Genomic DNA, 17,847 nt, shown 5'->3' on the forward strand with positions numbered 1-17,847 from the left:
CGCGACCGATAGCCCATGGCGTCCTGCTTGTATGATTCCAACCATATAGATCTGCACCCATGCGGCCCCTCAGCCCTGAAAACATCGTAGCTGAACTGAGCTATGCCTATCTACATGCGGTCGCCTCACACGCGGCTGTGGCGTGCGTGGCGGCGGGGCGTCACGAAGACAACGCCGGGGTGGACGCAAAGCTTACCGGTTGGGGGCCATTCCCGAACGGAGGGTACAGGAACGAGGTCGACATCAAGATTCAGCTCAAGGCAACGGCTCGCGAGCCGGCAATCGTAGGCAACTGCTTGTCGTACAGCTTGCACGGCATCGCCCAATACGATGATCTCCGCACTGCAGCTGTTTGCACGCCTCGCATCCTTGTGGTTTTGTTTCTTCCACCGACGCATGCCGAATGGCTGTCCCATTCAGATAAGGCGCTTTCTTTACGAAAGTGCGCATACTGGGTCAGCTTGCGCGGAGCCCCAGCGTCCGAGAACAGATCGACACAGACCGTTTATCTGCCCACGTCACAGAGATTCGATCCGGCGGGCCTGGTCGCCTTGATGGCGCGGCTATCAAGGAACGATATTCCGCTCTATCAAGGGGCAGAAGCATGACGTCAGATTGGACGGTCGGTCCTACAGACCTGCGGGATTATCTCAAGGCGCATGGCTGGTCTTTGCTCGAGGTCGCGCTATCGGACCGGTTATATGTGCTGCAAAATGGCCGCTATCCGCAGCGTCAGCTTGTTTTCCCAATGGATACGACAGCGCCGGATTACCGTGAGTCTGTCCGCATCGTCCTCGAAAAGCTTGCGGAGATGACTGGCCAGCATCCAGACCCTCTCCTTTCCAGCATTCGAGTATTGAAGGATGACGTCCTTCGCCTCAGGGTGTCCTTTGACGGAAACGATAGCGCGCTACCCCTGAGCTTTGCCGGCGCATTGGTGCAGAACACTGAAAAGCTGTTGAAGGCGGCCACGTGTACCGTCCTGAGACCCCGCCCGCATCACCCACGTTTGTCGCTGAGTGAGGCTTCCCAGCTTATTGAGAAAGCCAAGTTCCAGCAGACGGAGCAGGGCAGTTTCATTCTGAAGGTCGCATGCCCGCTCGATGCGTTGGAGGGGCAAGGTGGTTTGGAACTCGACGATACGAATCCGCCCTTCGTGCGGAATGTGACGCTTGCTTTGCAGCAAGCCATGTTCAAACTGAGAACGGCTATTGAATCCGATACTCTGGATTCGCTCGTGGACGATCTGAAAACGGACCCGGCCCCTATCATTTCTTCGAATTTATGTGAGGCAATCGCCGGAATGCATGACGAGTCGATCGATAATTCGGTCGAGTTCAGTTTCGACTGGTCTGTGCTGCATGCAGTTCCGACGCACATCTCCACAGGAACGATACGGATCCAGCGCGACTATTTTTCGCGTATTGAGGAAGTGCGCCGCGAGTTGCGCGCTGTCGACCTGGTGGTGGCGGATACATTTATCGGTACTGTCGAAAGACTCGATGGGTCGGTGGAGGCTGATGGCCGCCGTTCAGGAGATGTGATCCTCGCGGTACTTCTTCCCGATGAGGGAGAAACCATCAGGGTGAAGACCATGCTTAGCGCGGATGATTACGAAAAGGCCATCACCGCGCATAAAGTCAACGGTACGTACGTCCGCGTGACAGGTCGATTGCAGCCGGGACGGCAGCCACGCCAGATGACTCATGTGACCCAATTTCAGTTGTTGTCTCAGCGGACGGATGATGTCCGTTGACAGTGAATCCGCCGGCCGCTTGGGAATGCGCGGCCAGATCAGCTGATCTTGCGACCAGCACCGCGCTTCCGAGGAGTGCCACCGCATGCTTGATACCATCCTGAGAGACTGCAGCCTGCCGGATGGCCGTACCGGTATCGATATCGGTATCGTGGACGGGCGCATCGCGGCAGTGCAGCCGCACTTGCAGGCGCAAGCCGCGCGCGTGGTGGACGCCGCCGGCCAGTTGGTCAGCCCGCCGTTCGTCGATGCGCACTTCCACATGGACTCGACGCTGTCGTACGGCCTGCCACGCGTGAACGGCTCCGGCACGCTGCTGGAAGGCATCGCACTATGGGGCGAATTGAAGCCCCTGCTCAGCCAGGATGCGCTGGTGGACAGGGCGTTGACCTATTGCGACTGGGCCGTGGCCAAGGGCCTGTTGGCCATACGCAGCCACGTCGACGTTTGCGATCCGCGCTTGCTGGCGGTGGAGGCGCTGCTGCACGTACGCGAACTGGTGCGGCCTTACCTCGACTTGCAACTGGTGGCGTTCCCGCAGGACGGCGTGCTGCGGGCGCCGGACGCGCTGGGAAACCTGGAACGGGCACTGGATATGGGCGTCGACGTGGTGGGGGGCATCCCGCATTTCGAACGCACCATGCAGGACGGCGCGGAATCGGTACGGATACTCTGCGAACTCGCGGCGGAGCGGGGGCTGCGCGTGGACATGCACTGCGACGAAAGCGACGATCCGCTGTCGCGCCATATCGAAACGCTGGCTTTCCATACGCAGCGCCTGGGTTTGCAGGGGCGCGTGGCGGGGTCTCACCTGACGTCCATGCATTCGATGGACAACTACTACGTCTCGAAGCTGCTGCCTCTGATACGGGAGGCTGGCGTCGCGGCCATTGCCAATCCGCTCATCAACATTACGCTGCAGGGTCGCCACGACACCTATCCCAAGCGGCGCGGCATGACGCGCGTACCTGAACTGCTCGAGGCCGGCGTCCCGGTGGCCTTCGGCCACGATTGCGTCATGGATCCCTGGTACGGCCTGGGCAGTGCCGACATGCTCGAAGTCGCCCACATGGGACTGCATGTGGCGCAGATGACGGGGCAGGCGGCAATGCGCGCATGTTTCACCGCGGTCACGGATACACCAGCGCGCATCCTGGGCCTGGACGACCTGGGCATCGCGCCCGGCAAGCGGGCCGACCTGGTGCTGCTGCAGGCGCGCGACCCGGTGGAAGCCATACGCCTGCGCGCCACGCGGCTGCTGGTGATGCGGGCGGGCAATGTCATTGCGACGACACCGCCGGCGACCACGTCGCTGTTTGTACAGGGCCGCCCAGGAGCCGTGACATTCCAGTTGCCGCCACGCGACACGACGTCCTGATCCCTGGCCAGAGGGTGGATCAGCGCGGCTGCGACGGCAGTCCGCGGTCAGGAACGGCCGCGCCAGGCGCTGCCCGCGGCTCGCGCACCGCCGGTCGGTGCTGTGCCCCTTCAGCGCAGCTGCGTCACCCTCTTGCAGAGCGCCGCGACGGCGCGGCCGATGGCCTGTTCGTTGTCGATGATGCGCTCCGTGGGGCCCGCCACGACGATGGCGTAGGGCTCGCCATTGATCCATACATAGCCGCCGATGGAGGCGACGCCCGACTGGTAGCCGCCTACCGACAGATACCACCCGCGCGCCTTGCCCTCGGCCACCGCCTTTTTCAGCTTCGCCGGGCTGGTGATGGTGTTGGCCGAGTATTTGGTCAGATCGAGTTCGTCGATCAAGGCATCCCGTTCGTCATCGGGCATGGCCGCGAGCAGGCATTGGCCCGCCGCGCCGATATGCAGCTGGCGCTTTTCCCCGACGGAGGCGGCGTAACGCAAGGGTTGGTCTGACTCGACCACCTCGACGTAGTGCGACAGATGGCCTTCGCGTTTGGCAAGGTACACCGTCTCGCCGGTGGTCTCGCGCAGGCCATGCAGCAGGGATCCCATGCTGGATAGCAGGGGATCGTTCTCCGTGATGATGCGCGCCTCATTGAAGATGCGCCGCGTCGGGTAGTAGTCCTTGCCGTCGTTCAGGCGATACAGGTACCCGTTGCTCTCCAGAGTCTTCAGCAAAGCCAGGCAGCTGGACTTGGGAAGCTCCAGCCGCTTGCTGACCAGGGACAGCGGCACCGGCTGCCGCAATTCCGCGAACAACTGGAAGATCTGCACGACGCGGCGTGCGCTTTTCACGTCGGTCTCGGAGGGGTTTCTCATAACACTCCCTGAAGTCGCGGGATTCTAAAGCACATTGCGGACCGCGATCATGATGGGTATTATTCGTTCATATACAAGAATAGTCGTTCATGTATATGAACAGAAGGCTTTAGCACCGATGCCGAAACGGTTCGTCCGAAACCGTCGCGCACACCCTATCCAACCACCGATGAGACGAGGTCCCATGTATTCCCACATCCAAGTTCGACCCCTTTCGGGCGCGCTGGGCGCCGAGGTTTTCGGCGCGAGCCTGGCAGGCGAGATGCCGCAGGCCACGATCGCCGAGATCAAGCGCGCGTTCAACGAGTACCAGGTCATTTTCTTCCGCGACCAGGAAGCGTCGGATCACGATCTGGCCCGCTTTGCCCGCCACTTCGGCGATCTGGCCGTGCTGCCTCCGCATCGGCAGCACCCCGGCCAGTTTCCCGAACTGCTGGTCATCGACAAGAAGCCCGACACCGGCCTGGTTTTCGGCTGGGAATGGCACTCCGATACCACGCACCTGGAAGTTCCCCCGCTGGGGTCGGTGCTGGCCGCGCGGCAGCTGCCGCCGGTGGGTGGCGACACCATGTTCGCCAACCAATACATGGCCTATGACACCCTGTCCGACGCCATGAAGGCGATGCTGGACGGCGTCAAGGCGGTTCATTCCAACAGCCGCATCCTGGCCTCGCTGGAAGTGGACGATGTACTTGCGCCGGGGCAGGGCCTGGGCAACAAGGACGGCACCATGTCGGCCGTGCATCCCGTGGTTCGTACCCATCCCGACACCGGCCGCAAGGCGCTCTTCGTCAACAAGATGCATACCGAACGGTTCGAAGGCATGACCCTGGCCGAGAGCCAGCCCCTGCTGAATTACCTGTACGAGCACAGCACGCGGCCCGAGTTCACCTGCCGCTTCCGCTGGGAGCCGGGCTCGATCGCCTTCTGGGACAACCGCTGTTGCCAGCATCTGGCGCTAGACGACTATCCCGGCCAGCGCCGGCTGATGCACCGCGTCCAGATCCGCGGTACGCGTCCCGTCTAAGCACGACTGCCGGCACAGGCAGATGGCCGCGCATCGTCGCGGCCGCCAGAAAAACGAGAACCACGGAGGAACAAATGAAGAGACTGAATTTGCGTCCGGCGTCACGCCGGGCTTCCTGTATGGCGACACTGCTGGGGCTGGCGGCCCTGGCGACCGGCACCGACGCCACGGCGGGTGGCTATCCCGACGAACCCATACGCATGGTCGTCCCCTATGCCCCCGCCGGCGGTACGGATGAACTCGGCCGGCTGCTGGCCCAGAAAGCGTCCGCCGCGCTCGGGCAGCCCGTCATCGTGGAGAACCGTCCCGGCGCCGACGGCATGATAGGCACGGCTTACGTGGCGCAGGCCAAGCCCAACGGCTACACCGTGGCCTTCGTGTCTAGCGGCCATGCCGTCAATCCCACCCTGTACAAGAACATAAGCTTCGATACCGTAAAGGATTTGCGCTGCGTGACACAGACCGCGGTGCAGCAGATCGTGCTGGTCGTCACGCCGTCCCTGCCGGTGCGCAGCGTCAAGGAACTGATCGACTACGGCAAGCGCCATCCCAACTCGCTGTACTTCGGCACGTCCTCCAAGGCGTCGCAACTGCCGATGGAGTTGTTCGCCAGGATGACCGGCCTGAAGCTGACCGCCGTACCCTACAAGGGGTCGGGGCCGGCGCTGACCGATATGATCGCGGGGCGAGTACAGATGGGCTTCATTGCCGCCGCGTCGGCAATCCCATACATCAAGTCCGGGCATCTGCGCGCGTTGGCCATCGGCGATGACCACCGCTCTCCTTCGCTGCCCGACCTTCCCACCGTCGCGGAAGCGGGCGTGCCGGGCTTCCAGGCCAACCTGTGGTCCGGCATGTTCGTTCCCAACGGCACGCCGGCATCGGTGATCAACCGTCTGAACGAGGTGTTGGTGAAGGTGGTCAAGGACCCCGCCTTCGCGAAGACCATGGAAGACCATGGCTTCGAACCCGCCGGCACGACGCCCGCGCAGTGCGACGCCTTCATCGTGAAGGAGATCGCCAAGTGGGCGACGGTGGCCAAGGACGCGGGGATCGTCGCCGAATAGGACCGGTCAGCGCACCTGCTTCTTGGCGTCGTGCGCGACCGATATGGCTTCCCGGGTCGAATCAGCCGCCCTGCAACCCCCCGAAGAATCGCGTCGCGTTCGATTCCAGTCCCTCGATGTAGTAGCCGCCTTCCTGCACCACCAGGGTGGGCAGCTTCAGCGCGGCTACTTCGCGGCCCAGCCGCTCGAAGCCGTTCTCGGTGACCGCCACCTTGGCCTGCGGATCCTTTTCGAATATGTCGAAGCCCAGGGATAGCACCAGCACGTCGGGCTGGAAGAGTTCTATCGCGCGCCGGGCCTGGGCCAGGCGGTCGAAGAATACCGACTCGGGCGACCCATGCGGCATGGGCAGGTTGATGTTGTAGCCGTAGCCCTCGCCTTCACCGCGTTCGTCCTCGAAGCCGGCGACGGCGGGATAGAAATTTTGCGGATCGCCGTGGATGGACACGTAGAGCACGTCGCTGCGGGTGTAGAAGATTTCCTGGATGCCCTGGCCATGATGCATGTCGGTATCCAGGATCGCCACCTTGGGATACTTCGCCGTCAGGTGTTGCGCGGCGATGGCGGCATTGTTCAGGTAGCAGAAGCCGCCCGCGGCGTCCCACCGTGCATGGTGGCCGGGCGGACGGCAGATGGCGTAGGCGTGCCGATCCCCCGCGATCAGGGATTTTGCGCCCGCGATCGCGCATTGCGCGGACCAATAGGCTGAATGCCAGGTGTGCTCGCCAACCGGGCAGCTGCCATCGGCCAGGTATCGCCCGGCCTGCGCCAGCACGCCGCGCAGCGGATTGCGATCGCGCACGAAGATGGTGGACATGACTTCGTCGCCCCAGTCCTCCGGCATCTGCTTCCATTGCTGGTGCACGGATTGCAGGAAGCGCAGGTACTCCAGCGAGTGGACCGCGGCGATCGCCCCACCGCCATGATCCGCGGGCGCCAGCACATCGAAGCCCAGCTTGCGCGAGGCGCCGACCAGGCCGTCCAGGCGGGACGGGATCTCCTGAGGGTCGCGCATTTTGCCGCGCGAGAAATAGGTGCGGGGATGATGCAGTTTCTGGTCTTCGTGGAAATAGGCTTTCATGTTCGCGTGTCCTTATACGGTGTCCTTGTCCCGTGTCCCTACGGCGTGTCCTTGTTCCGCGGCCTTATGCCGGGATTCCATGTTTTTCCTGATAAAGCGCACGCACATGCAGCCGCGCGTCTTCCAGGTGCAGGCGCATCGCCGCGGATACCGCGACGACGTCTCGGCGGCGCAGGCAGTCGACGATAGGCTGATGCGTTTCGGCGACGCGTCGCGGATCCTGGTAGGCCAGCTCGATCAGCGCCATGATCATGCGCAGCTCCGTGCGCATATTCATGAACAGGCGCAGCAGGTAGCCGTTGCCGGAGAGCTCGCAGATCAAGGTATGGAATTCCAGGTCGCGCATCACCCGCTGCGTTTGGGGCGTGGTATCGGCTTCGGCCACCATGCGCGCCAGCGCGGCCTGAAGCCGCTGCATGCCGGCGTCGTCGGCGTTCTTGCAAGCGAGTTCGACGGCCTGCAGCTCCATGTGCAGGCGGACCTGGTACAGGTCGTCGATCTCGTGCGCCGTGATGGTCCGCACCATGAAGCCGTGGCGCGGACGGGCGACCACGATGCCCTGGCGTTCCAGGCGGCGCGCGGCCTCCCGGACGGGGGCGCGGCTGATGCCCATGCGCCGCGCCAGGTCGGCCTCGATGATGCGGGCGCCCGGTGGAAGACGGCCTTCGGCGATCGCGTGTATCAACTGGGCCTCCACTTCGGCCACCAGGTCGGTGGCCTCTATGGCCGCGAAGCCGTTGTCGTTGTCCGGGAGTGTGGCTGTTTTCATCGTGGGAATGCGGATTCGCTGTTGCTGGGCGCGCCGGCTGGCGCGTCGTGCCGGGGCAGGGCGGTGTGTTCGCCTGGCGCCAGGCGCTTGCCGGCGTCGCCGGCCAGGGGACGTGTCCGGCGCAACGCCAGCCACGCGCCGCTGCCCATGATCAGCGCGATGCCGGCCAGCGCGACGGTGTCGGGGGGGCGGCCGAACCAGAAGGCGCTGATCAGGACGGCCAGCAACAGCTGGATATAGTTCAGCGGCGCCAGGATGGACGCCTGCGCCCGGCGGAAGGCGGCGAGCAGCAGAAGCTGCGCAACGCCGCTGCATGTGCCCCCCGCCAGCAGCAGCAGGAGTTGCGGCCACCCGGGCCATTCGGCGGGCAGGGCGAAGGCGGCGGGCGCGCCGGTGATGACCAGGCAGACGACGGCCATATAAGCGTACTGTACCGGCGCAGCCACCAGCCCGGACAGTCGGCGGGTCAGCAGTTGGAAAAACGCATAGCTGACGGCGGCAGTGGCCATCAGCACCACGCCCGCCCAGGGCAGGTCGCCGCCGGGCCGCACGATGAGCAGCATGCCCGCGAAGCCGGCGACGACGGCCGTCCACTGCATGTAACCCACCCGTTCACCCAGCAGCCAGGGCGACAGCGCCACCATGATCAAAGGCGAGGTGAAGTAGATGGCCGTCGCTTCGGCCAGCGGCATGATGGTCAGCGCCGTCATGAAGGCGGTGGCCACGCAGGCCAGCGCCACGCTGCGCGCCAGCAGCAATCCGCGATGCGGCGTGCGCCACAGGCGCCATGGCACGCCATGGCGCGCCTCCCGCGCCAGCCACAGTATTGCGATCGTGCTGGTCGCGATGTAGCGCATGAGATTCATGAAAGGCGACGAGTACGTCGCCAGCATTTGCTTGCAGAAGGCATCGAAGGTGGCGAAGCCGCACAAGGCGACGAGAAACAGCGCGATGCCGCCGCGTACGGACGCAGCGCGGCCATCACCTCCGACAGACGCGTCACGGGCCGTCACGGGTGGGACGCGTGCGTCGGATTCCATCTCAATAACCCCGGGCCGGATCGACGGCGACCATGGCGGTATTGCCCATGGCGATCTGCGCCAGGTTGATCCGGGTCTGGCGCGCGATCGCACGCGCCGGCGTGCGCGAGGCGATGTGGGGCGTCACCCGTATGCGCGGATGCGTCCAGTAGGGATGATCCGCGGGCAGGGGTTCCTGCGTGAAGGTGTCCATGGTGGCGTAGCCCAGCTGGCCGCTGTCCAGGGCTCGCAGCAGGTCGTCTTCCACCACGTGCGCGCCGCGTCCAACGTTGATCAGATGCGCACCGCGCGGCAAGCAGGCGTAGCATTTGGCATCCAGGATGCCGTGCGTTTCCGGCGTGTAGGGCAGCAGGCATACCAGGGTATCGCAGTTGGCCAGGAAGGCCGCGCGCTGCCCATCTCCATGGAACAGCGCGATGTCGTCCGGCAGGCCGGACTTGGCGTTGCGGCTCCAGCCGCTGACACGGTAGCCGATGGCGCGCAAGGCCAGGGCGCAGCGTACGCCCAGCGCGCCCAGCCCGGCTATCCCGACACGGTGCGCGCCCGGCGCCTCCACGGCTTGTTCCTGCCACAGCCCCGCGGCGGCGGAGGCCAGATAACCGTCCATATGGCGCTGGCGGTGCGTCACTGCCCAGCATACGTAGGCCGCCATGCCCGCGGCCATGTCGGGGTCGACCATGCGGCACAGGGGCACGGCGGGCATGCTCGGGTCGCCGGTGATGTGATCGATGCCGGCGGCGATGGACTGTATCAGCTTCAGCCCGGGCATCCGGGCCAGCAGTCCGCGCGGCGGCATCCAGCACACCGCCGCATCGATCTCCCGCAGATCGCCCAGCGCGGGCTCCAGGCGGACCTCGGCTTCGGGAAACAGCTCGGCGAAGGCAGGCAGCAGATAACTCATATCGAGCTGCGTGCTGAGCAATGCGACGCGCGGTCGTCGCGTCTCGAACCCGGCAAGAGGTTCCATACTGTCCGGGCGTGCATCGCCCGCGCCGCCCGTCGCGGTCTCGGCCGTCATTGTTCCGCCTCCATGCCCGTCGCCGCCCGAGCCTGCCCGTCTTCGATGCGCTCCAGCCTGGGTATGGCGTCGATCAGCGTCCGCGTGTACGCGTGCCGCGGGTTGCCCAGGACATCCGCGCTGGCGCCGTATTCGACGACGCGGCCGCGTTGCATGACGGCGATGTGGTCGCACATTTCCCCGGCCACGCGCAGGTCGTGCGTGATGAACACCATGGCCAGCTGGAACTGCTGGCGCACGCGCGCGAACAGGTCCAGCACCTGGGCCTGGACGGACACGTCCAGCGCGGAAACGGGTTCGTCGGCGACCAGCAGTTCCGGCTCCATAGCCAGGGCCCGCGCGATGCCGATGCGCTGGCGCTGCCCGCCGGAGAACTCGTGCGGGTAGCGATCGGCGGCCTCCGGCCCGAGTCCGACCAGGCGCAGCAGTTCGATGGCCTTGGCCATGGCCTGCTTCTTCGGCACGCCCTGGGCGATGGGGCCGGCGGCGATGGCCGCGCCGATGCGATGGCGCGGGTTCAAGGATGCATAGGGGTCCTGGAACACCATCTGGATGCGGCCCTGGGACAGTTCGCGGAAGCGCGGACCGGAAAGCAGGTTCTGTCCCTTGAACAGGACGCGACCGGAATCGAAGCCATGCAGGCCGACGATGCAGCGTCCCACCGTGGACTTGCCGGAGCCGGACTCGCCCACCAGGCCCAGCGTCTGGCCACGGCGCAGCGTGAAGCTGACGTCGCTGACGGCCTGTATCTCGCGGCCGCGGTGGAACAGGCTGCCTGCCGTGACATAGGTCTTGCGCAGGTCCTGCACTTGCAGCACGTGCAGCGGATCCGGCGCGGCCTCGGCGGCGCGCGGCGTGCCGTGCGGAATGGCGGCGATCAACTGCCGCGTATAGGGCTGCCCTGGGGCCGACAAGACTTGGGCGGCGGGGCCTGACTCCACCACGTTGCCGGTTTGCATGACCACCACGTGGTCCGCGATCTCGGCGACGACCCCGAAATCGTGGGTGATGAAAAGCAGCGCGGTGCCGCGGCGCCGCTGCAAGTCCCGCATCAGCGCCAGGATCTGCGCCTGCGTCGTGACGTCCAGCGCCGTGGTCGGCTCGTCGGCGATCAGCAGCCGCGGCTCCAGCGCCAGGGCGCAGGCGATCATCACGCGCTGCCGTTGGCCGCCGGACAGGCGGAAGGGATAGGCGTCCACCAGGAGTTCCGGATCGGGCAGGCCCACATCCGCCAGGGCGGCAACGATGCGGCCGCGTTTTTCCGCCGCGGGCAGCCTGACGTGGGCGTCGAAGACCTCGGCGATCTGCTCGCCGATGCGCATCACCGGGTTCAGCGCGGACATCGGCTCCTGGAACACCATGCCCATGCGCCGGCCGCGCAGCGTGCGCAGCTGTTCTTCGTCCAGGGCCAGCAGGTCCTGCCCTTCGAACAGGATGCGGCCGGCAACGGGCTGTACGGTGGGCCGCGGCAGCAGGCCCATGACGGCATTGGCGATCATCGATTTGCCCGAGCCGGATTCGCCGACGACGCACAGCGTCTGGCCGGGCTGGATGGCGAACGAAACCTCGCGCACCGCGAGTTCGCGGTCGCCGCCCCTGGGCAGGCGGATGCTCAGGCCCCGTACATCCAGTACCGGGGCCGCATTGTCGGCCGCGCCTGGCGTCATCGCCGCGCTCATCGGCTTCTCCCATCCAGCCGGGCGTTCAGGCCGTCATTCAAGCCCTCGCCCACCAGGTTCAAGGCCAACACCGTGAGCAGGATGGCCAGTCCGGGAAACACCGCCATCCACCATGCCTGCTGCAGCACGCTGCGCGCGGAGCCCACCATATAGCCCCAGCTCATCTCATTGGGATCGCCCAGGCCGAGGAAGCTCAGGCTGGATTCCAGCAGGATGCTGGTGGCCACCATCAGCGATGCCATCACGATGATGGGCGACGCGGCGTTGGGCAGGATCTGCGTCAGGATGATGCGCGGGGTGGACTGGCCGGCCAGGCGTGCGGCGGCGACGAAATCTCGCTGCCTGAGCGTCAGGAATTCGCCGCGTACCAGGCGGGCCACCGGCGGCCAGGACACCACGCCTATCGCCGCCACGATGGAACGTACCGACGGCTGAAAGATGGCGACGAGCACGATGGCCAGCGCGAAACTGGGTATGCACTGGAAGAGTTCGGTAAAGCGCATCAGCACGGCGTCGATCCAGCGGCCGAAGTATCCGGCCACCGCGCCGATGCCCACGCCGATCAGCAGCGACACCACGGTGGACACCACGCCTATCAGCAGCGATACCCGGGCGCCATAGATGACGCCTGACAGGATGTCGCGGCCCAGCGTGTCCGTTCCCATCAGCACGCCCGGTTCGGCGCCCGGTGCCAGGAACGGCATCTGCGTCATGTCCCATGGATTGCCGGGGGCGAACATGGGACCGAAGATGGCCGCCGCCGCAGCCGCGATCAGCACCACCAGGCCGGCCACGGCGCCCTTGTTGCGGCAGAAGCGCCGCCAGAATGCACTGCTCATGGGCTTTCCCCTTTTTTCCGCCAGGGCGTGTCGGCCGCCCCTAGGTCAACTCGATACGAGGATCGACCAGCGTGTAGACGAAGTCGGTGATCAGGTTGAAGAGCACGGCCATCGCCGCCGCCACCAGGAAGCATCCCAGCAGCAGGTTGTAGTCGCGCTGCATCAAGGCATCGAACATCAGCCGGCCGATACCCGGCCAGGCGAATACGGTTTCCGTCAGGACCGCGCCGCCTATCAGGCCGCCGGCCTGGATCCCCGCCAGTGTCACCACCGGCAGCAAGGCATTGCGCAGGATGTGGGCGCGCTGGATGCGTCCCGGCCGCACGCCCTTGGCGCGCGCGGTCTTGACGAAATCCATCTGCGCGACCTCCAGCATGGAGGCGCGCGTCATGCGCGCGTAGACCGCCATATAGAACAGCGCCAGCGTCAGCGCCGGCAGGACCAGGTGCTTGGCGATATCCCAGGCCAGGGCCATGCCGTGCAGGTCCGCGCCGACGGTGAAATAGCCGAAGCCGGGCAATACGCCGAGTTTGACGGTGAATAGCAGCACCGCCATCATGGCCAGCCAGTAGAGCGGGGTGGCGTAGAACACCAGCGAGACCACGGTAACCAGGCTGTCCACCCAGCTGCCGGCGCGGCGGCTGGCTAGCGCGCCCGCCATTACGCCGAGTATCAGCGACAGCACGAAGGCGCTGCCGGTCAGCAGCAGCGTGGCCGGCAGGCGATCGACGATCAGGTCTATCACGGGCTGCTGCTGGCGGTACGAATAGCCCAGGTCCAGGTGCACGACGTGTTGCAGGTACTTGAAGAGCTGCGTGCCCAAGGGCTGGTCCAGGCCGAACTGCCCACGCAATTGCGCGACGAATTGCGCGTCGGAGGCCCCGGCTTCGCCGGCCATGACCGCCACCGGATCGCCCGGGGCGGCGCGTATCAGCAGGAAGTTGACGGTGGCGATCAGCATCAGGGCCACCAGGCCCTGTGCCAGCCGGGTCAGCATGAATTGCAGGCGTCTCATCGCTCTCGGATCAACCGATCCAGGCTCGGCTGAGGCTATCGTTCAAGCCGATGGCGGAACTGACCGGGTCATGCACCTTGGTGCGGTACAGGGTGGGGAACTCGATCTCGTGCAGCCAGGCCACCGGTACGTCCTGCAGCAGGATTTTCTGCACTTGCAGATAGATGTCGGCCCGCTGTTTCGGGTCCACGGCGCGCGCGCCGCTGGCGAACAGTTCGTCCACCTTGGGGTTGCTATAGCCCTCGACGTTGTTGAAGGGCGAGCCCTTGGCGATGGTGCTGCTGGTGTAGTTGCGGGCCACGCCCAGGGCCGGGTCGCCGTACTGGTACACGTAGGTGAACGCGATGTCGTAATCCCATTCGTTCAGGCGCTGATTCCAGCCGGCGACATCGGAGGGCGTCAGGTCGATCTTGATGCCCGCCTGCATCAGGTTCTGCCGCACGATCTCCGCCTGGCGCTGCCAGGTCTCGCCATAGGGCAGGGGCAGCAGGCGCAGCGTTTCGCCCTTGTAGCCGGATTCCGCCAGCAGCTGCTTGGCCTTGTTCAGGTCGTGCGGATACTTGGCCACATCGTCGCTGTAGTACTTGATGTGGCTGTTGAAGGGACCGGTGGCGACCTTCGCGTAGCCCTGGTAGGCGATCTTGGTCATGGCGTCGCGATTGATCGCGTACATGACGGCCTGCCGGAACTTGACGTTGTCCATCGGCGCCTTGCGGTTGTTCAGCCACAGCCAGGATTGCGGGGCAAAGAACTCCCAGCCCTTGGTCGTCACGGCGGTGCCGGGCAGCTTGGCCAGCCGCGCCACGTCGAAGAACTCCACGGCGCCACCCGGCACGATGTCCACCTTGCCGGACTCAAAGGCCGCCGCGCGCGAGGCGGCGTCGGGGATGACATGGAAATAGACGTTATCGACCAGGGGCACGTCCTTGACGTGGTACTTGTCGTTCGCCACCAGATGAATGTACGAACCCTTCACCCATTCCTTGAATTTGAAGGGACCCGTGCCGATGGGCGTGTTGTTGGCCGGGTTGGCGAGGAAGTCCGTGCCTTCGTAGATATGCTTGGGCACCATGGGCATGGAGCCGTTTTCGAACAGCCCCAGGAAAGGCCCGAAGGGGTACTTCAGCTTGAATTGGACGGTCAGCGGGTCCAGTGCCTTGATGGTGTCGACGGCATCCAGGTTGCCGCGCAGCCGCGCGTGCGTCTTGCGCAGGAAGACATCGGCCGAGAACACCACGTCATCGGCGGTGAAGGGCTTGCCGTCATGCCAGCTCACGTCGGGCTTGAGCTTGAAGGTATAGGTCAGGCCGTCGTCGCTCATGGTCCAGGACGTGGCCAGCTGCGGATGCGGATCCAGCTTCTCGTCGTAACGCAGCAGGCCTTCGTAGATATTGCCGGCCACCATCTGGGCGGGGCCGTTCTGGATGATGCCGAGCATCAGCCCGGGCGGCTCGGGCTGCACGATGACATTAAGGGTGCCACCCTTTTTGGCTTGCGCCAGCGCGGACAACGGTACCCCGGCGATGGAGATGCCCAGGCCTGCTGCGCCCAGCTTCATTAGCTCACGACGATTCATGACTGGCGGATCCTTCTGGATGGTCGGAATGGAGATGGCGCGCCCGACAACCGGGCGCTCGGGTAGGCGGTTCAGTCGCGATAGGACGCGCTGGTCGGCGGTTCCAGGCGTTGCAGCATCGCGCGCCATTCGCGCGCGTTCGGATCGGGGCGCCCCGGCAGGCGGTTGCTGTCGCCGCTTTCGTACTGCCGGGCGGTGCGTTCGGCAATTTCCTCGGAGACCGGATGTATGGCCTGGCCGGTGGCCTGTATGGCCATTTGCACGCGGCACGCGCGTTCCAGATTCAAATGAAGGATGAAGGCCTCGGCCACGGTGGAGCCCAGGGTCATCAAGCCGTGATTGCGCAGGATCATGGCGCGCGAGGTGGGCCCAAGATCCTCGATCAGTCGTTGGCGCTCGCCGTGATCGAGCGCGATGCCTTCGTACTCGTGGTAGACGACCCGGTTGTGGAACTGCAGCGCCCACTGGTTGCAGGGCTGCAGGCCGCAGGCCAGCGAGGACACCCCGACACCCGCGACGGTATGGGTATGCAGGACGCAGGTGGCATCATGGCGCGCCATATGCACGGCGCTATGGATCGTGAAGCCGGCGGGATTCACATCATGGCCGTTCGGCTCGACGATGCGGCCTTCCAGGTCGATCTTGACCAGCGAGGACGCCGTGATGTCGCGGAACAGCATGCCGAAGGGATTGATCAGGAACTGATCTTCCGTACCCGGCACGCGCGCCGAGATATGCGTATAGATGCTGTCGTCCATGCCGTAGTGGGCGACCAGCCGGTAGGCGGCCGCCAGGTCGACACGCATCTGGCGCTCTGCGTCGGACATGGAAGGCTGTCGCTGCTGCAGGGTTTGCACGGCCATGAGTGACCCTCGATCGGTGGTGGGCCCGGTCACGTGGCGGCCGGGATGCGCTGCACAACTGTCGTCTGTCGACAGCTTGCAGCGCTTGCGCAGTGCGGCAAAGAGGGATAACCCGCAGGATCAGGGTTATTGCTGAGGAGCTGACCCGGGAACATCCGCACGGGCCGGCAGGCCTGCGGGGGCGCCCTCGGGGTCGGCCTCGGGCTAGCGTCCCAGCTGGCGCGTCAGGCCCAGGAACCGTTCGGCCAGCAGCATCAGGACCAGCGTCGACAGGACGATGACCCCTGACGCCGACGCCACTCGCACGTCCAGGTTCGACGAGATCTGCTGCCACAGGTGTATCGGCAGCACTTCGGTCCGCTCGTCGGCCAGGAAGAGGGACACCGGCACGTTGTCGAACGAAGACATGAACGCGAGGAAAGCGCCGGCGCCCACGCCCTTGGCGATCAGCGGCAGGGTGACCTTGCGGAAGGTGCGACTATGGCTGGCTCCCAGGCTGCGTGAGGCGTCGCGCAGGACGGGGTCCACTTGTGACAGGGCGGCCAGGGTGGTGCGTATCACGAAAGGCACGCACACCACCGTGTGGCCCAGCACCAGCAGGGCCATATTCGGCCGCAGGCCGACGCCGTAGATGAAAACCAGCGCCGCGAAGCCGAACGCGAGGGCTGGCAGGACCAGGGGCGACATGAACAGCGTGTCGGCCGCCCGGGTCCAGCGGGATTTCGCCGCGGACAGGCCCAGCGCGGCCGCCGTGCCGAGGATCGCCGACAGCAGCATCGTCCAGAAGGCCAGCACCAGGCTGTTCCAGGCCGCCTGCCGCATCTGGTCCGCGTCCAGCAGCTCCCGGTACCAGCGCAGCGAATAGCCTTGCGGCGGGAACTGCAGCGATTCCGACGAAGTGAACGAGGTCGCCAGGATGACGAGCGTGGGCAGCACGAGCACGATCAATGCCAGGCCGGTCATCGTGCCGAACACCAGGCGCACGGAGTCGATCCTTCGCCCGAAGACGGGCGCGGGGCTAGGCATGAACGCGACTCCTCGTGAGATTCCCGATCTTGCCGGCGATGGCGATGACGGCCAGCACCGCGACCATGAAGACGATCGAAATGGCGGCGGCGTAGGGCCAGTTGTTCGCGCCCATGGCCTCCTGGTAGATCCGCAGCGGCATATACACCAGCCGGGCGCCCCCTATCAGCGTCTGCGTGACGAATGCCGTCACGGACGCGGCATAGGTCAGGATGCAGCCCGCCAGGATGCCGGGGGCCGCCAGTGGAACGACGACTCGCCGCAAGGTGCGCCAGGGCCCCGCGCCCAGTGCCTGGGAGGCGTCCAGCAGATTGGGATCCAGCTTCGACAGCACCGTCATGATGGGCAGCACCATCAGCGGCATCTGGACCTGGGCCAGGACGATGATCACGCCCGTTTCGGTGAACAGGAGGTTGACCGGGTCGTCGGCCATGCCCAGCCACTGGAGCAACTGATTGACGATGCCGTGCCGGCCCAGGATGACGATCCACGCGAACGTCCGGACGACCACGCTGGTCAGGATGGGCAGCACGATCAGCAGCGTCAGCGCGCTTTGCCAGCCGCCCCGTGCGCGCGCCGCCATCCAGGCCACTGGAAAGCCGAACAGCAGGCACACCGCGGTCACCTTGGCACCCAGCAGCAGGGTCTGCGCCAGGATGCGATCGTTGAAGCCGTCGGCGAAGAAGTCCTGGTAATGCGCGAGCGATATGCGCCCCAGCGAAAACCCCTGCGCCTCGGTCCCGGCCTGCAAGGACAGAGCCAGCAGGACGAAGAGCGGCGCGAGGAAGCAGACGACGAACAGCGCCGCGAGCGGCAAGGCCAGGCGGCTTTCCGGAATGCGCATGACGGG

17 protein-coding genes are annotated in these 17,847 nt (G+C 65.3%); 5 read left to right on the top strand and 12 right to left on the bottom strand.

Annotated elements, in window-relative coordinates; translation table 11 throughout:
- Nucleotides 1-59 precede the first annotated feature (59 nt).
- The 3 genes from CAL12_RS28710 to CAL12_RS03120 all read left to right on the top strand — a co-directional run bounded on the left by CAL12_RS28710 (nt 60) and on the right by CAL12_RS03120 (nt 3,134).
- Nucleotides 60-608: a DUF4365 domain-containing protein gene (locus CAL12_RS28710; RefSeq protein WP_086063142.1), complete on the top strand. Its 549-nt coding sequence runs from the start codon at nt 60-62 to the stop codon at nt 606-608.
- Entirely contained in the window at nt 605-1,756 is a 1,152-nt protein-coding gene (locus CAL12_RS03115; RefSeq protein WP_086063143.1) for a hypothetical protein, read from the top strand. Before CAL12_RS28710 ends, CAL12_RS03115 begins: the two co-directional genes overlap by 4 nt.
- Nucleotides 1,757-1,841: 85 nt before the next feature.
- Entirely contained in the window at nt 1,842-3,134 is a 1,293-nt protein-coding gene (locus CAL12_RS03120; protein WP_086063144.1) for an amidohydrolase family protein, read from the top strand.
- 110 nt (nt 3,135-3,244) lie between these two features.
- On the opposite strand, the gene CAL12_RS03125 is transcribed toward CAL12_RS03120, so the two are convergent.
- The gene (locus tag CAL12_RS03125) at nt 3,245-3,973 is read right to left on the bottom strand and encodes an IclR family transcriptional regulator (protein ID WP_198298362.1); all 729 of its coding nucleotides are present in this window, start codon (nt 3,971-3,973) and stop codon (nt 3,245-3,247) included.
- Between the two features lie 208 nt (nt 3,974-4,181).
- Here CAL12_RS03125 and CAL12_RS03130 point away from each other — a divergent pair, with 208 nt between their 5' ends.
- Nucleotides 4,182-5,024: a TauD/TfdA dioxygenase family protein gene (locus CAL12_RS03130; RefSeq protein ID WP_086063146.1), complete on the top strand. Its 843-nt coding sequence runs from the start codon at nt 4,182-4,184 to the stop codon at nt 5,022-5,024.
- A 74-nt stretch (nt 5,025-5,098) separates the two neighbouring features.
- Complete coding sequence (locus CAL12_RS03135) at nt 5,099-6,091, top strand: Bug family tripartite tricarboxylate transporter substrate binding protein (protein WP_086063147.1); 993 nt, start codon at nt 5,099-5,101, stop codon at nt 6,089-6,091.
- A gap of 61 nt (nt 6,092-6,152) precedes the next feature.
- Here the strand turns inward: CAL12_RS03135 and CAL12_RS03140 are convergent, their stop codons facing one another.
- The 11 genes from CAL12_RS03140 to CAL12_RS03190 all read right to left on the bottom strand — a co-directional run bounded on the left by CAL12_RS03140 (nt 6,153) and on the right by CAL12_RS03190 (nt 17,841).
- Nucleotides 6,153-7,172: a histone deacetylase family protein gene (locus CAL12_RS03140; protein ID WP_086063148.1), complete on the bottom strand. Its 1,020-nt coding sequence runs from the start codon at nt 7,170-7,172 to the stop codon at nt 6,153-6,155.
- Between the two features lie 64 nt (nt 7,173-7,236).
- Nucleotides 7,237-7,941 (bottom strand): GntR family transcriptional regulator, encoded by a 705-nt coding sequence (locus CAL12_RS03145; RefSeq protein WP_086063149.1) that lies wholly within the window; start codon nt 7,939-7,941, stop codon nt 7,237-7,239.
- A complete protein-coding gene (locus CAL12_RS03150) occupies nt 7,938-8,981 on the bottom strand; it encodes a DMT family transporter (protein ID WP_086063150.1) in 1,044 nt (347 codons plus the stop codon). The genes CAL12_RS03145 and CAL12_RS03150 overlap by 4 nt, the downstream gene beginning before the upstream one ends.
- 1 nt (nt 8,982) lies before the next feature.
- Nucleotides 8,983-9,999, bottom strand: coding sequence for a 2-hydroxyacid dehydrogenase (locus tag CAL12_RS03155; protein ID WP_332459002.1), 1,017 nt, complete (start codon nt 9,997-9,999; stop codon nt 8,983-8,985).
- On the bottom strand, nt 9,996-11,678 hold the full coding sequence (locus CAL12_RS03160) for an ABC transporter ATP-binding protein (RefSeq protein WP_086063151.1): 1,683 nt from the start codon (nt 11,676-11,678) through the stop codon (nt 9,996-9,998). The genes CAL12_RS03155 and CAL12_RS03160 overlap by 4 nt, the downstream gene beginning before the upstream one ends.
- Nucleotides 11,675-12,517 (bottom strand): ABC transporter permease, encoded by an 843-nt coding sequence (locus CAL12_RS03165; protein ID WP_086063152.1) that lies wholly within the window; start codon nt 12,515-12,517, stop codon nt 11,675-11,677. Before CAL12_RS03165 ends, CAL12_RS03160 begins: the two co-directional genes overlap by 4 nt.
- A 40-nt stretch (nt 12,518-12,557) precedes the next feature.
- Nucleotides 12,558-13,532: an ABC transporter permease gene (locus tag CAL12_RS03170; RefSeq protein ID WP_086063153.1), complete on the bottom strand. Its 975-nt coding sequence runs from the start codon at nt 13,530-13,532 to the stop codon at nt 12,558-12,560.
- Between the two features lie 10 nt (nt 13,533-13,542).
- Nucleotides 13,543-15,108, bottom strand: coding sequence for an ABC transporter substrate-binding protein (locus CAL12_RS03175; RefSeq protein ID WP_086063154.1), 1,566 nt, complete (start codon nt 15,106-15,108; stop codon nt 13,543-13,545).
- A gap of 71 nt (nt 15,109-15,179) precedes the next feature.
- The gene (locus tag CAL12_RS03180; protein ID WP_086063155.1) at nt 15,180-15,971 is read right to left on the bottom strand and encodes a class II aldolase/adducin family protein; all 792 of its coding nucleotides are present in this window, start codon (nt 15,969-15,971) and stop codon (nt 15,180-15,182) included.
- 204 nt (nt 15,972-16,175) lie between these two features.
- Entirely contained in the window at nt 16,176-16,997 is an 822-nt protein-coding gene (locus CAL12_RS03185) for an ABC transporter permease (RefSeq protein WP_086063156.1), read from the bottom strand.
- The gene (locus CAL12_RS03190) at nt 16,990-17,841 is read right to left on the bottom strand and encodes an ABC transporter permease (RefSeq protein ID WP_086063157.1); all 852 of its coding nucleotides are present in this window, start codon (nt 17,839-17,841) and stop codon (nt 16,990-16,992) included. Before CAL12_RS03190 ends, CAL12_RS03185 begins: the two co-directional genes overlap by 8 nt.
- Between the last annotated feature and the right edge of the window lie 6 nt (nt 17,842-17,847).

It is taken from the genome of Bordetella genomosp. 8, from assembly GCF_002119685.1.
Taxonomy (GTDB): Bacteria; Pseudomonadota; Gammaproteobacteria; order Burkholderiales; family Burkholderiaceae_B; genus Bordetella_C.